General features: G+C 43.6%; 9 protein-coding genes and 1 tRNA gene. 3 read left to right on the top strand and 7 right to left on the bottom strand.

The window, feature by feature from the left end:
• Positions 1 to 34 precede the first annotated feature (34 nt).
• From PSF28_RS10805 to PSF28_RS10785, 5 genes are all read right to left on the bottom strand, one after another.
• Positions 35 to 1,435 carry a restriction endonuclease subunit S gene (locus PSF28_RS10805; RefSeq protein ID WP_272685045.1) on the bottom strand — a complete coding sequence of 467 codons (1,401 nt, stop codon included), beginning with the start codon at positions 1,433 to 1,435 and terminating at the stop codon, positions 35 to 37.
• The gene (locus PSF28_RS10800) at positions 1,432 to 3,021 is read right to left on the bottom strand and encodes an N-6 DNA methylase (protein WP_272685044.1); all 1,590 of its coding nucleotides are present in this window, start codon (positions 3,019 to 3,021) and stop codon (positions 1,432 to 1,434) included. The genes PSF28_RS10805 and PSF28_RS10800 overlap by 4 nt, the downstream gene beginning before the upstream one ends.
• 72 nt (positions 3,022 to 3,093) lie before the next feature.
• Positions 3,094 to 6,612: a type I restriction-modification system endonuclease gene (gene hsdR / locus PSF28_RS10795; protein ID WP_272685043.1), complete on the bottom strand. Its 3,519-nt coding sequence runs from the start codon at positions 6,610 to 6,612 to the stop codon at positions 3,094 to 3,096.
• A 202-nt stretch (positions 6,613 to 6,814) separates the two neighbouring features.
• Positions 6,815 to 8,074: a tyrosine-type recombinase/integrase gene (locus PSF28_RS10790; protein ID WP_272685042.1), complete on the bottom strand. Its 1,260-nt coding sequence runs from the start codon at positions 8,072 to 8,074 to the stop codon at positions 6,815 to 6,817.
• Between the two features lie 197 nt (positions 8,075 to 8,271).
• Positions 8,272 to 8,356 (bottom strand) — tRNA-Leu (locus tag PSF28_RS10785).
• 414 nt (positions 8,357 to 8,770) lie between these two features.
• On the opposite strand from PSF28_RS10785, the gene ampH reads away from it, so the two are divergent.
• Both ampH and PSF28_RS10775 read left to right on the top strand, forming a co-directional pair.
• Positions 8,771 to 9,994 carry a D-alanyl-D-alanine-carboxypeptidase/endopeptidase AmpH gene (gene ampH, locus PSF28_RS10780; protein WP_210835624.1) on the top strand — a complete coding sequence of 408 codons (1,224 nt, stop codon included), beginning with the start codon at positions 8,771 to 8,773 and terminating at the stop codon, positions 9,992 to 9,994.
• 202 nt (positions 9,995 to 10,196) lie between these two features.
• A complete protein-coding gene (locus PSF28_RS10775) occupies positions 10,197 to 10,640 on the top strand; it encodes a hypothetical protein (RefSeq protein WP_210835625.1) in 444 nt (147 codons plus the stop codon).
• A gap of 677 nt (positions 10,641 to 11,317) precedes the next feature.
• On the opposite strand, the gene lptG is transcribed toward PSF28_RS10775, so the two are convergent.
• Positions 11,318 to 12,394, bottom strand: coding sequence for an LPS export ABC transporter permease LptG (gene lptG, locus PSF28_RS10770; RefSeq protein ID WP_004907535.1), 1,077 nt, complete (start codon positions 12,392 to 12,394; stop codon positions 11,318 to 11,320).
• On the bottom strand, positions 12,394 to 13,491 hold the full coding sequence (lptF, locus tag PSF28_RS10765; protein ID WP_004907533.1) for an LPS export ABC transporter permease LptF: 1,098 nt from the start codon (positions 13,489 to 13,491) through the stop codon (positions 12,394 to 12,396). The genes lptG and lptF overlap by 1 nt, the downstream gene beginning before the upstream one ends.
• A gap of 339 nt (positions 13,492 to 13,830) precedes the next feature.
• Here lptF and pepA point away from each other — a divergent pair, with 339 nt between their 5' ends.
• A complete protein-coding gene (gene pepA, locus PSF28_RS10760; RefSeq protein WP_004907531.1) occupies positions 13,831 to 15,342 on the top strand; it encodes a leucyl aminopeptidase in 1,512 nt (503 codons plus the stop codon).
• Positions 15,343 to 15,587: the final 245 nt, after the last annotated feature.

Raw genomic sequence — 15,587 nt, 5'->3', positions numbered from 1 at the left:
TCGCTCCCGACAATACGTCGGGAGCGATTGTCTGTTATTTCTTTTTACGTGAGGCTTTTTTACTACCGCTAGCGATACGTTCGGCCTTAATTTTCTCAAGTAGAGCAGCTGCACTATTTTCACCGCTGATCAGGTCTGGGTTTTCTGCGCGCCATTGGGCGGTCAGTTCACCACGGAATGCCTTCGCCAGAATAGACTGGGTGAGGTTGTTGACGCAAGCCAGTGCATTATTGACCAGCTTTTCAATGGTATCGGCGTAGCCGAAGAGTTGCTCGACACGGCGGACGATTTCGTGTTGTTCGGGGAGTGGGGGTAATAAAATTGGAAGGGATTTTATTCTTGATAAAGCAAGCTTTCCTTGCGCACCCGATTTTATTTCTAATTGAATAATATCCTGCAGATAGCTGCTTCTTAGCCATAGAGAAAGAAATTTATTAAATATTTTTTCATTTAAATTACATAGCTTTGCAGCATTCTCAGTTAAGTTCGCATTATTATATTCCTCAGGAATAATTCCAGTATCACCGATACATGCGCCAACTATAGTTATATAAAGATCGCCGGATGAAACAATATATTTTGAAATAGTTTTCTGGACATGTTTTTCTAAATATAACTGTCCTCCAGCCACAACTGTCCCATTTTTCAATTGACCCGCTCTAATATATGGAAAACCTGAATTTTCAGCTATTAATGATTCGCCTTTAGGTAAGCGTTTTCCGCCTTTTACATTGGCGATCTGATCTATTTTACTGACTATCCATGAGGCTGGAATGGTAAATTTTAACTCTGTATTTTTATAACCATTTAATACGTGTAAATCTTTTGTAAGCTCTCCACTCACCGCCGCTGCCAACACCGCCTGCCGAAAACGTTTCAGTATTTGCGGAACTTGCTCAAGACGTGCTTTGGTGGTGTCTACCTGCACCAGCAGGGTATCGAGTTTTTCAGCGATTATTTTTTGTTCAACAAGTGGAGGTATTGGCACTATAAGAGTAGATAATTTTTGGGCATTCACATTTTGGACTGCATTTCCTGCCGACATTGAGGAAAGCTGATTCCAATAGTTTCCAGACTCTAAAAAACGCTTAAGGTAGGGCTCTGAAAAAAAATCAGATGGTTTAAAACGAATAAGATAGGAAGCGAACACTGCGTTACTTGGTGGATTCTTCAATAAGGAACTAAAACCTATTGATCCAGCCCGAGATATAACAATATCCCTATCATGTAATTGATATTTTGATACATCATCAGGGATATCTAAACAATACGGTACATTAGACCAATTGACAGCACCCTTTGTAATATCGGTAGTTCTTAAATATTTTATTTCCCCTGAAGCACTGGACTTAGTTGTATACCCATATTGCGGCTTACTACATATTTCAGAAAGCTGGCTTTCAACCCACCCCTCCGGCAATTTCCCTGCACTCATTCCTTCACCTCACCAAACGCTTCGCTCAGCAACTGACGCTGAGAATCGGCCTCATCATCCGCCCCCAATTCGCGCATCAGGGCATCCAGCTCTCCCATCGCCTGTACTAGCTCGGTCATCGCTTCTGCCGCTAACACATCCGGCTCCGGCAAGTTGTCAGCATCGATGCTGTCCTTATCCTTCAGCCAGGAGATATCCAGCGAATCAGATTTAGCAGTACGAATCCACTCGCTGCTGAACTTGCGCCAGCGGCTGGTGGCTAGGTGCTGGTCGGTATTTTTGTTCTCTTCGCTGTCGGCGATATCACTCTCTTCAGCATTAAAGCTCCATTCACCCTCAGTACGCGGGCTTAAGCCGTGTGGGTCTTCACCGTAGACGGTTTCGAACGGCTGAAGGTGCTGCTCGGTAAATGGTGTGCGCTTGCCAAAGCTTGGCATATTGGTACGCAGGTCATACACCCAGACATCGTCGGTGCAGTTCTTATCCTGGTTAGGATTTGCCACCGTGCCTTTAGTAAAAAACAGAACGTTGGTTTTTACGCCCTGAGCATAAAAAATACCGGTCGGCAGACGCAGAATAGTGTGCAGATGGCACTTGTCCATTAGGTCACGACGGATATCGGTTCCCTTACCGCCTTCAAACAACACGTTATCTGGCACAACCACTGCAGCACGGCCGCCAGGGTGCAGCGTTTCGATAATGTGCTGCATAAAGCACAGCTGTTTGTTACTGGTTGGGTGAACAAAGGTGCGGGTAATATTGGTGCCCGCTGCACTACCAAATGGGGGATTGGTGGCGACAATATGTGCTTTTGGCAGATTTTCGCCGTCACTGCCTAGCGTGTTCCCCAAGCGAATAGCACCGCCGTGTTCGAGATTGCCTTCAATATCGTGTAGCAGACAGTTCATCAGCGCCAGACGGCGGGTACCTGGTACCAGCTCAAGGCCGATAAAGGCACGATGAATTTGAAAATCCTGAGTATCGCCATCAAGATTGTCCAGATCGTTGGTTTGTGATTTTACGTAACGGTCAGCTTCAATCAAAAAACCTGCCGTACCCGCTGCCGGATCCTGGACAATTTCACGCGGCTGCGGCTTCAACAGATGAATGATAGTTTTAATCAACGGACGCGGAGTAAAGTACTGACCTGCACCGGACTTGGTTTCGTTGGCATTTTTCTGCAGCAGCCCTTCGTACATATCACCGAAGTCATCGCGAGATTTGCCATCACTGCCGTTATACCAGTCAAGCGAATCCATATTGCTGACCAGCTCGGTCAACTGTTTAGGTTGGGTGATAGTGGTATTCACGTTCTGGAACACCGCTTGCACTAGCTTCTGTTCATCTGCGCCCAAGTGGACCAGCAGGTTACGGTAGAACTGTAATTGCTCCTGACCAATACGGGATTTCAGGTCGTCCCAACGATAGCCTTCCGGCAGATAATCGTCTTCCTGACGGGTCTCTTTACACATTTTCAAAAACAATAGCGAGGCGAGCTCATTAACATAGTTTTGATAAGAAACACCACCATCGCGCAAATTGTCACAAAGTTTCCATAACTTAGCGACCAGATCATTATTATTCATGTTTAATTCCCTAAAAAGCAGCGGCCCTTATTTAGGACCGCAAAATATTTAATTACTGTGGATGATAACGTGTCAGGCCATCTGGTCCCAAATATAATCACTGAATTTATCCAGCACGCTGTCGAGATCATCATCAAAAGTGCGTTGCAGCATCACCTTACCGCCGCGACGGTGGAAATTACCGGTTTTAAACACATCGTCATCAAGCACGACTTTCTCTTTCAATGCGGTAGCTAAACGGTCGAGCCAAGCCTTCTGTTCACTGTTCCAGTCGTTTTCACTTTTAATTCGCTCCAAAGCATGATCGACTCGTTCATCAAACGACTTTAACGCATCACCGACAGCTGCACGACGAATATGACCAATAAGCCTTGCGGCGATATCCTCATTGCGTATCTCTTTCCATGCGCTACGTAGTGACGATTCTTCGAAGTGCTGGCGGTCAAACCATTCTTGTAGTTCAACAAGCCCTTTGCGGGTGAGATCCCTTGGGTGATTGATGACAGCCTGAAGCGCAGGCTGAGCATTAGGGGCTAGTTTGGCTCGTTCGACCAGTTCATCAAACGCGTCCAGAAAGTCCTGCGGCGTGTCATAATCACCGTACAAGGATTTCACACTGATCACTTCGTCATCAATATCGAGGAAGATAGGCGCATCGCGCAGAGCATTAATATCAGCCTTCAATTTTTCCAACCGAGAGATAAATCCCGGTAGCTTATTAAATACTTCTGCACTCCACTGTGGCCCTTTTTTACGCAAGCACATTCCCAAGCTACCGAAACCGACTCCAGCGGCATCCTGACAGAGTTCATCCAGTCGGCGTATCTGCTTATCCACTGATTCACTTCGGTCACGGTTATACATTGCCAGACTGATAATACGCTGCAGTTTGGCGATCAACTGTTCATGGCTGTGCTCGGCGTAGCTGCGACCGTCCGCTTCGGTAATTTTGTATGTTTCGGAGTCAGTGATTTCGTTGACCAGCGTTTTCAGTTCCACCTTCGGGCGGATCACCACCGGGCGCATCGTGTCTACACTTTCCAACGTGCTATAGATGTCCACACAGTCGAAAATCTTGAAGCTGGTTTTACCCACCGCCGGGCAAAGACGAGTAGCACGGCCTTTCATTTGCTCGTAGAGGATGCGACTTTTTACCTTGCGCAGGAACACGATGTTGCAGATCGACGGAATATCTACGCCAGTGCTCAGCAAATCAACCGTGACAACAATATTTGGCAAACGCTCTTTATTGAAGCGTGTGATCATCGTTTGCACTTTCTTCGCATCTTTGTCGGCGTCGCCGGTGATCTTGATGATTGCATCATGTTCCAACTGCGGGTACTGTTTTTTAAATGCTATACGTAGCTCTTCTACTACCATATCTGCATGGCTATTGGTGACACAGAAGATCAATGTTTTTTGTTGACCCGTCGGGTCCAAATATTTAGTCAGCTCACCGCAAACTGCACGGTTAAAAGCAGGGATAAGCAGACCTCGGTTAAAATCTGCAACTTCAAAATCCTGATCGTCTGCCAGTGTGTCGTTGATCACTTCACCTTGCGGGTTCAGACGCTCCACTTGTTCACCTTTCGCTAAATACACACCATCCTGGGCATTGCGGGTAATAATTTTAATCGGCGGGTCCTGATCGATAAGATAACCATCGATCACAGCAGTACGGTAGGTATAGCGATAAACCGGTTCGCCAAAGATATCAACTGTATGTATGGCTGGGGTGGCGGTAAGGGCAATTTTTACTGCATCGAAATGGTCGAGAATACGACGATAGGCCGATACATAATCTAGCTGACTGCGGAACTGCAGTTCACCTTCAGTTTGTTCCTTATCAAGAACGTAACCACGATGCGCTTCGTCCACCACGATGCAGTCATAACGTCCCACCGGCATCGGTTCGTCTGACTGTAGAGTTCGTTTAACCAGTGATTGGACTGTAGCAACATGAATTTTAGTGCTGTCTTCAGGGAATTTATCCGTCAGACCTTTGATGTCGAAAATACTGTTAAAAGTGTCTCCGTTGATACGTGTATCTTCAAATGCCCCCAGAGCCTGTTCACCGAGTGAGCGGCGGTCAACAAGAAACAACACTCGCTTAAAGCGCTGGGACTGGATCAGGCGAAACATTAGCGCGATAGCTGTACGGGTTTTCCCAGTACCGGTTGCCATGGCCAGAAGAATTTCTTGTTGCCCTGCAACAATCGCGTTCTCTACTGCGCGAACAGCATCTTCCTGATAGTAGCGAAGCCCCAATTCACTCATACTCGGATTATCAGCAAACCATTGATTTTGCTTCTGGGGATCGCAGCCCAACATAGCCATAATTTCTTCTGGCTGATGCCACTCTGGTAGGGCTTTTGGCATATTGGCTGGATGACGAACATCGCGATACCAAATACCGCTTTTTGTTTTCATTGCAGCTCTGTATTCACGCCCATTAGTCGAATAGCAGAAGGGAATTTTGAATTGCTGACTACCGCTGCTGTCCTTCCAACTAACTTCATAATCTGGAACTACTTCGTGAACCTCATCAAGTGAATTGTTCTCAAGTAGCACTTCACGCAGGTAGGCATTATCAAAGTATTTACTATAGCGATATGATTCAGGAAGTTTGCCAGAAACATCGGTATTTTTACGTTTAGCTTCAATGACGGCAACAGGTTTGAGTCCGACAAACAATACATAATCTGCAAAGCCTGGATTACCATTTTCATCTTTACCAGTTGGCCATTCAGCAATCGCCTTATTTACACTGGGTTCAGGGCGAGCACCTTTAGAAAAGCGTAATGTTTTACTGTCAGCTTGCCATTTAGCTTTACGCAGTTGAGCGTCGATCAGGAAACGACTTTCCTCTTCACTCAGATCCAGCGTGCGTTTTATTGCCTGGTTGGTTATCTCTTTATGATAAGCCTTCCGTTCCTGCTCAGTCTGCTTCGCCAACTCTGCATTTTTTGTCGCTAGCTGTGCTTCCAGGGCAGAAATACGCGCTTTGGACTGTTCTTCTGTTTCATGCTGTTTACCTTCGAGAATGGCAATATAACCATTCAGCGCAATCATTTTTTGCTGCTGAGCATTTATCTCGGCCTGGCTTTGTACCTTTTCTTTTGCCTGTTGCTCCAGTTGCTTCTTGAGTACCAAAACTTCCTGATGATAGAGACTCTCCCCCCTTTCAGGCAGAACAAATACTGGAAGCGCGAAGTCATAATCTTTAGTTACCAGACGGTAGTACCAAACACTCAAACGAAAACCAAGCCGCAGGCACATCTGCGCATCATCAAGATCATTATGATATTCATGAACAGCTTGGTTACCGATGCGGCGTAGCTTATGAAAAATCGAGAGTATGCTGTCATCAACGAAGGGGATCTTACCCAGTTCGCGCAGCAGATCGTGCTGGTTATCACAAGGAGGTATATCCAATAACATACCTAGATGTTTGGCTGTAGCTTCGCCAAACATGCGCATTTTTATAAGTGTAATGTTGGGGTCATCTGGGTAGTTATTTTCTGCTGCGCAGGCAATAGTATAAATGAAATCATTAACGCCTTTCAAGAAATCGAAGTTGGATTTATTCATGCGCCTTCCATGTTCTGCTCAGTACCACAAGAAGCAAAGCAGTTAAGTCAAACTGTTAGAAAACAAAGATAAATGTATCTTATCATTCACCGATTACTCGGGCAATTAATAGAAATGTTTGCGCTGAGTTATGCGCCTACAAATATCACAATTAGCAAAAAGCAAGGCATGCCAGATGCATGCCTTACTGTATCCCTTTTAATCAGCCCGAACTCAACTTAGCAAAATCAAACGGACTAACTCCTTTTTCCCTATTCGCATCCAGATAATCCGCCCACCATTGCACCATCAGCCGTCTTTCCTCAATATGCTCTGCCTTATGAATATAAGCAGCTCTTACTGAGTTACGTTCTTGGTGGCTCATCTGGCGTTCTACTGCATCCTTAGACCACAAACCTGACTCAATCAAAGAACTACATGCCATTGTTCTAAAACCATGCCCACAAACTTCCGTCTTAGTGTCATAGCCCATTACACGTAATGCGTTGTTAACCGTGTTCTCACTCATTGGTTTTCTAGGATTATGATCACCGATAAAAATCAGCTCGTGATTACCGCTGAATTGATAGATCTGCTTTAAGATCTCAATAGCTTGCCTGCTCAAAGGCACTAAATGAGGAGTACGCATTTTTGATCCGCGATGGGAGTGCTTAACCCCTTCTATCGCTTCACGTTCAGCAGGGATCGTCCATATGGCATTCTCAAAATCGATTTCATCCCAACGAGCGAAACGCAGTTCACTGGAACGTATAAAGACTAATAAGGTGAGTTTGACAGCTAAGGTTGTTAATGGTCTCCCCGTATAGCTATCGATGCGCTGTAAGAATTCAGGTAGGCGTTTCAGTTCTAAGGCTGCTCTGTGGACTCGTTTACCTGTCGCAACTGCACCAGCCATATCTTGCGCTGGGTTATAGTCGATTAAACCACTTTGTACGGCATAACGCATTATGGCTGTCACACGTTGTTGTAGACGTGCTGCCACCTCAAGACGTCCAGACATCTCTACGGCCTTAATCGGTTCGAGGAGATCGCGAGTTTTTAGTTCGGCAATATTACGTTTACCAATAGCAGCAAAGATATTGTCCTCAAGGCTTTTGAGGACTCTATGGCTATGACCTTCTGACCACTTCTTATTCGTCGCATGCCAATCACGAGCGACTTTCTCAAAGGTATTGAATTCCTTTTGTTGCTCTTCTTTCACTTCTTTGCGTTTTTCGCTTGGATCTACCCCACTTGCAACAAGCTTTCTTGCTTTATCTCGTTTTTCACGGGCATTCGCTAGGGAGACATCAGGGTATACTCCAAATGCTAGCATCTTTTCTTTACCGCCGAAGCGATAACGGAAGCGCCAATATTTAGAGCCATTAGGATGAACCAGAAGAAATAGTCCGTTACCATCTGTCAGCTTATACGCTTTATCTTCAGATTTCGCAGAACGAACCTTAGTATCGGAAAGTGCCATTTTAACTATCCTCGCAGCCGAATTGCGGGTACAAAACTTTATCGAATCGGCATATACCCGCAAATGTACCCACATCATTAACTTGATGTCGGTTGAGTTGAGTATACGTTGGTAGAGTTAAAATGCGAGAGGAACCTTGCAAACACTGGATTTCAGATACAAAAAAAGACGTCTGTTGACGTCTCTTGATGTTCTTATGGTGCCGAAGGCCGGACTCGAACCGGCACACCCGAAGGCGGTTGATTTTGAATCAACTGCGTCTACCAATTCCGCCACTCCGGCACGAAGTGATGTGTTTCTTGGAAAACGCTGTCATTATACTTGCCTTGTGTCTACTGGCAACACTTATTCGTGAAGATTCAGTTTGTTCGCTTAAAAAAAAAGCATATTCCTTAGAACTAATAAAATCACAGGGAAAGCTTCTTTTGTTTATATATCTATTAATGAGTATGTTAACTTCTCCCAAATTATTTTTCTTATCGCGAGGCTCTGTGACTGGCGGCAGGTCATTATTTTTGTTAGTTTATCTGCAATCTAATGTCAATATTTAAGGTTTAATCATGGGTTTTGTTGGGTGGATAGCAACAGGTATCTTTATTGGCATCTTAATTGGTGTGGTAATGAAGATTTTCGCGAAGAAAAAATAATATTGGCTGAAAGGCCATTTGCAAACAATCATATCGGCTGGCTTCCAACATGAAGAAATCATTTCTAAAAGTTCTGTCTGTATCTGCATTATCCTTAGCGTTAATGGCCTGTTCAAGTAAGACAGAAAAAGCACCAAAGTTTTTGCAAAGTAATGATATTGAATCCTCTGACTGGCAAGTTTTTGAGGGAGATAGAAGGACTTACGAGCGCGTCGCTAAGATTGTCGATTTATACGCTAATCGCATTTTTAATGAAAGCAATGCACGGGGCATGGCTATCATTGTTATCGATAATAATCAGGCGTTATCGCGCTATTATGGTGAAACTGCACCTGGTAATGGTAAAAAACCTGGCCCAAATTCATTAATTCGCATTGCATCAATTACCAAGTTAATGACAAGCGAAATATTAATTAAGCTTGAACAAGATAAGAAACTGCTAATTACGGACCCATTACAACAATACGCCTACCATGGCGTTACTGTTCCTGATAATGCCAGTGGGCAAGCTATTCGCTTATATCATTTAGCAAGCCATACCAGTGGCTTACCTCGCGAACAACCTGGTGGGAAATGGGGACGCCCTGTTTTTATTTGGCCAACTCAAGATAACCGCTGGACCTGGCTAAAAACAGGTAAGTTAGATGCAACACCGGGAACAGAAGCTTCTTATTCCAACTTAGCGTATGACTTATTGGCAGATGCGATGGTTAAAGCTTCAGGAGTCTCTTACCCTCAGCTATTTAACCACTATGTTACTTCTCCCGCCAAAATGACGAATACCACTTACACCCCCAATAATGCACAATGCGCACGGTTAATGGAAGGAACAAAACCTAGCCCTTGCCATAACACTCTTGCAGCTGCAGGAAGTGGTGGTGTGTATTCCACCCCTGCAGATATGCAAAAATGGATGCAACAATTTTTATCGACAGACAGTAACCTAAGAAAAGTCACAGCAGCCCGTGAACAAGGCATCTATTTTCCACGTGAAAAACTTTTAGAAATTAAAGGGATGGATGTTGCAGGCCATGCTGATGGGCTAGGGCTTGGATGGGTGTATATGAAACCGAAAAATGGCATTCCTGGTATTTACCAAAAAACAGGTGGTGGCGGTGGGTTTAATACCTATATGGCGATGATCCCACAGCAAAATATCGGTGTATTTGTCGTAATGACTCGTAAAGATGGAAGTAAATTCAGTAAGTTAACGATTGGTGTTAATGAACTAGTCGCCTCATTATCTACTAACCATGCGTATGGGAAACATTGAAGGAGTACCGCCGAAGCATTACAAACAATGGCGAGCTACACCCCGACTCTAAAACGTGGATTTACCCGCGTTATCACATTAATCGCGACAACAGCCTGAGATATTCAGGCTGTTTTTGATAATTTTACTATTCATTTTTAAAATCAATTCATTCAAATTCCCGATAATCTTTTAGCCTTCCATTAACGCATGAAGGACTAAAATGAGAACAAAAAACCACGCGATAACATCAAGCTGTCAGGCTACACAATACCCGAAAATTAGCCAATTTGAATTAGTAGAAATTTTAAATAACATTAAAGGGCATTGTGCTAAAAACCCAGAATATGTAGAAAATAAGTCTATTGCTACTCAATATCCCTACAAATATTTCGAAGGCTCAGAATTACACGCTATCAAAGCTTACCGACAAGAAGAAAGACGAATATACCGGGAAAAGTGCCAAACGGCTTTTAAATTTAAACGACAGAATAGTATGAGAGGTGGAATTTTTTCGCTTGCTCAGCAATTAGCAAACCGGAGTCGCCAAAATATTTTAGCTATCGATAACCAAAGTAATATCTCAGGTACCAGAAAAAAGTTATTTCAACCGCAAACAAGGATAGTAGCCTTTATCAGTGCATTAGGTTACGCAATAGTTGGTTAATAATAACAATATTAATGCGCTATTATTCAAGCTATTTCTTAGGTTTATTATCGTTTTATGCAATGCTATAAGCTAGTTCAAGGCTAATCTTAATCCCTCTTCAACTTCGTGAATAGGAATTAAAATGCGTATTTCTCCATTTTTTTACATCATATAACACGGCCCTGTACCACTAAACAGGGCAAAGTTTCTGAGTTAGTTCTTCAACTTAGAAAAATCTATAACCACCAAAACACATTCCCCGCCCCACAAAAACCAACATCAATAGAAATAGATCTAGAATCACTCAATGCTCATCCCTTAAAAAAAAATCACAAGAAATTAGAACAAACACCTGAATATAAAAAACTTGTCAGTGAAGCACGGAAAGAATCACAAACTTCATTCACAGAGTAAGAATGCAAAAAAACTTATCTTGTTCGCCAGTCATATACGGCGAATGGCGGTATTTTTTCTTATGCTCAACAGTTAGCTAATAAAAGTCGATTTAATGTTGTTGGGATCAAAGGCCAATATATCAGTACATCTGCAAATAATAGACAACAACAAATTTTATTCCGCCCTCAAAATAACCTATTAAGTATTATCAGTAAATTAGGGAATTTATTACTCAGTAAATGACAATAAAAAAGGCTGTGATACCCAAAGATACACAGCCTTTAATAAGCTATAAAACGTTATTTTCGTTTTACTAATAATACGATACTAACAATTAAAAACAGTAAGCTTGGCAAAATTGCCGCAACAATAGGTGGCACTGAATAAACTAGACTCCAGTTACCAAACCCTTGGTTAAGTACGTAGAAGAGGAACCCCCCCACAATACCTGAAATAACACGTACCCCCATAGGAACGGTACGCAATGGCCCAAAAATAAATGAAACGGCCATTAACATCATGACGGCTGCAGATAATGGCGCTAATATTTTTTTCCACATACTGAGCTCATAAACCGCAGCAACTTGGCCACTTTCTTTTAAGTACGAGACATATTGATACAGGCCACGGATGGAAAGCGAGTCAGCATTCAGTGAAACTATCCCTAGTTTTTCTGGAGTTAAATTGGTTTTCCAATCAACCGTTAATCTCTGTGAACCTGTGATTTTTTTCTCACTACTTAGAATTGACTCGTCCACTTGAGATAATACCCAAAGCTGATTTGTCGAGTCATACTCACCGTTCGCGGCAAACATCACTGACTTCAATTTACGTTGGTCATCAAAACGATATACCGACACATCTTGAATCGATGTCGCATTATTAATCCGCTGAATGTGGATAAAATCATTGGCATCTTTTGCCCACATGCCTTCATCTGTCACAACTAATGAGTTACCCACAATTTTTTCTGCGCGATAATTTCTTGCCCACTGCTCACCTGCAGGAGCAATCCATTCACCAATAAACATGGCGACAATGACCAATGGTACCGCCGTTTTCATCACCGATAATGCGATTTGCAAGCGAGTAAAACCGGAAGCTTGCATTACCACCAACTCACTACGTGAAGCCAGCGCTCCTAACCCCATTAGTGCTCCCAACAACGCCGCCATTGGAAAGAAAATATCAATATCTTTTGGAACAGTTAATAAGGTGAATACACCCGCACTCAATGCCGTATAGTCGCCATCACCCACTTTGCGAAGCTGCTCGACAAATTTAATGATCCCTGCGAGGGAAACGAGCAAAAATAGCGTCACTAAAATCGAATTTAAGATGGTTCGACCGATATACCTATCTAAAACACCAAACATCAGGCAACCCCTTTACTCAATTTAAGACGCATACGGCGCATTGGGACGGTATTCCACGCATTTAGGACTATCGCTAATACCAAATACCCCACGTTCACCGCCCACATGGTATATCTTGGGTCAAGGTCGCCCTTATCAGCACTGTTACGCAATGTACTTTGTAATAAAAAGAAAATGAGGTACAGCAACATTGCTGGAAGCATACTGAGTACCCGCCCCTGACGTGGATTAACCTCGCTTAACGGCACAACCATCAAAGCCATGACGACAACGGAGAAAACAATGGTTAAACGCCAATGAAACTCAGCGTTCACCTCAGGCGTATTTTCAGACCACAGTTGTAGCATATTTTTTTGCTCAACTCGGTCACTACGCGTTTCTGCAGTTTGGTGATCAACGATGGCTTGGTAATTAACAAAGTCAGTTATGCGAAAATCGCGTAGTAACGCGGTTCCTTCATAACGAGTACCTTCATTTAAAACAACGACTTGTCGACCATCAGGGTCTTCTTTCATATAGCCGCTGTCCGCAACCACAACAGAAGGTCGTTGTTCATTAGCGGCGCGTAGCTGTGCAAGAAACACATTCTTGAAGTTGTTACCTTTTACATCACCGATGTACAGCACATAGTTGCCATCTTTAGTGGTTTTAAATTGCCCTTCCACCATTGCAGCTAACCCGGGATTGGCTTTCGCATCAGCCAATACCTGCTCTTGGTATTGGGATGACCACGGCAACATCCACGTAATGTTAGCAATCGCGACCATCGCGGTAATGACTGCAAGAACTAACGCGGCTTTCACTAAAACACTTTTACCTAAACCGCAGGCGTGCATTACCGTGATTTCACTTTCAGTATAAAGTTTACTGTAGGTCATCAAAAGCCCAAGGAATAGGCTCAAAGGTAAGATAAGCTGCGCCATTTCAGGCACACCTAACCCCAGTAAAGGAAGTACTAAGTTTGAGGGAATATTGCCCTGAACCGCAGCGCCAAGAATATCTATCGACTTCTGACTAAAAAAGATTAGCATCAATACAAAAAGTATGGCTAACTGACTTTTCAGGGTTTCCCGTACCAAATATCTAATAATGATCACGCTTATTACGCCTGTGAAAACTTGTCTTTTGGGAAGAAAATGGCTAAGTTCGTTCGATGTCTGCCATTTACTAACATATACTCTAGTTTATTGTATGGCTAGAATGATATAAAAGCATTATCTATACTGATTGAAATATCAGAACATGCTTAATATTCGAGAAACCGGATATACCCGCCATACTTCATGGTGTATCGCGATTAACAGCATACAACGTGAGCTATTTCGCGTATAGATGGTTAGTTTAACATAAAGAGTTCATTCTCTATGAGGTAGATCATGCGAAACGCTAATTTTAGCGGGAGCATCGGCCTTTGTCTTTAAGATTCAGGAGAACGCATGGAGTTTAGTGTAAAAAGTGGTAGCCCGGAAAAACAGCGCAGCGCATGCATTGTTGTCGGAGTCTTTGAACCACGCCGTCTGTCCCCAATTGCTGAACAGCTGGACAAAATAAGTGACGGATATATCAGCGCCCTGCTGCGCCGCGGCGAACTTGAGGGTAAAGTGGGGCAATCCCTGCTACTCCATCATGTACCCAACGTTCTGTCTGAACGCATTCTACTTATCGGTTGTGGTAAAGAACGTGAATTAGATGAGCGCCAATTTAAACAAATTATTCAGAAAACCATCAGCACACTGAATGAAACTGGCTCAATGGAAGCTGTCTGTTTCTTAACTGAATTACACGTCAAAGGCCGCAATAATTACTGGAAAGTGCGCCAAGCCGTCGAAACAGCCAAAGAGTCGCTGTATGTATTTGATCAACTAAAAAGTAATAAAACAGAGCACCGCCGTCCGCTGCGTAAACTGGTTTTCAACGTGCCAACTCGCCGTGAATTAACCAGTGGTGAACGTGCTATTTCCCACGGCTTAGCGATTGCTTCAGGTGTTAAAGCGGCGAAAGATTTAAGCAATATGCCGCCAAACATCTGTAATGCAGGTTATTTAGCATCTCAAGCTCGTCAATTAGCTGATATTTCAGACAGTAAACTCACCACTCGAGTGATTGGTGAGGAGCAAATGAAAGAACTTGGAATGAATGCCTATCTAGCGGTCGGTCAAGGTTCACAAAATGAATCGCTAATGTCCATCATGGAATATAAAGGCAGTCCAGACCCAGAAAGCAAACCTATCGTTTTACTTGGTAAAGGCCTAACCTTTGACTCCGGCGGTATTTCAATTAAACCATCCGAAGGCATGGATGAAATGAAATACGATATGTGCGGCGCTGCAAGTGTATATGGCGTCATGCGCTTTATCACTGAATTGCAATTACCAATTAATGTGATTGGGGTTCTTGCTGGCTGTGAAAACATGCCTGGTGGCCGTGCTTATCGCCCTGGTGACATCCTCACTACGATGTCTGGGCAAACTGTTGAAGTCCTCAATACGGATGCCGAAGGCCGTTTAGTTCTGTGTGATGCACTCACCTATGTTGAGCGTTTTGAACCTGAGCTGGTTATCGATATCGCCACCTTAACAGGGGCTTGTGTGATTGCATTAGGTAGCCATTACACTGGGTTGATGTCAAACCATAATCCACTGGCTCACGAGCTGTTAAATGCTTCTGAGCAAGCAGGCGACCGTGCATGGCGTTTACCATTAGCAGATGAATATTTTGACCAAATCACACCAAATTTTGCTGATTTAGCCAATACCGGTGGACGTCCAGCGGGTGCTATCACTGCAGGTTGTTTCCTGTCTCGCTTTGCAACGAAATATAACTGGGCACACCTTGATATCGCAGGAACTGCTTGGCGCTCTGGTGCCGCGAAAGGTGCCACTGGCCGCCCTGTTTCCATGCTAGCGCAGTTCTTGTTGAACCGTGCAGGCCTTAATGGTGATGAATAACCCGATTTAGCATTTTAGCTGTACATCACTCATAAAAATATCCCGATGAGCACTTATGCGATTCGGGATATTATTTTTGGCTTTTCGATACACATAGAAGCCATTTTGAGGCAGCAATAAAAAAGGTTATAATTCAACATAGACATCATTCAGCGCTTGATCACCAAAAACGTGTAGCCCACATCTCATACAAAAGTATGTGACTAAAGCGAAAGCGCGTAGCCAACACCCCTACAAATTGAAGG

Source organism: Providencia sp. PROV130 (assembly GCF_028482225.1).
In the GTDB taxonomy this organism is placed as follows: Bacteria; Pseudomonadota; Gammaproteobacteria; order Enterobacterales; family Enterobacteriaceae; genus Providencia; species Providencia rettgeri.
The sequence above is the reverse complement of the archived record's forward strand: the minus strand, read 5'-3'. Positions and strand labels throughout refer to the sequence as shown.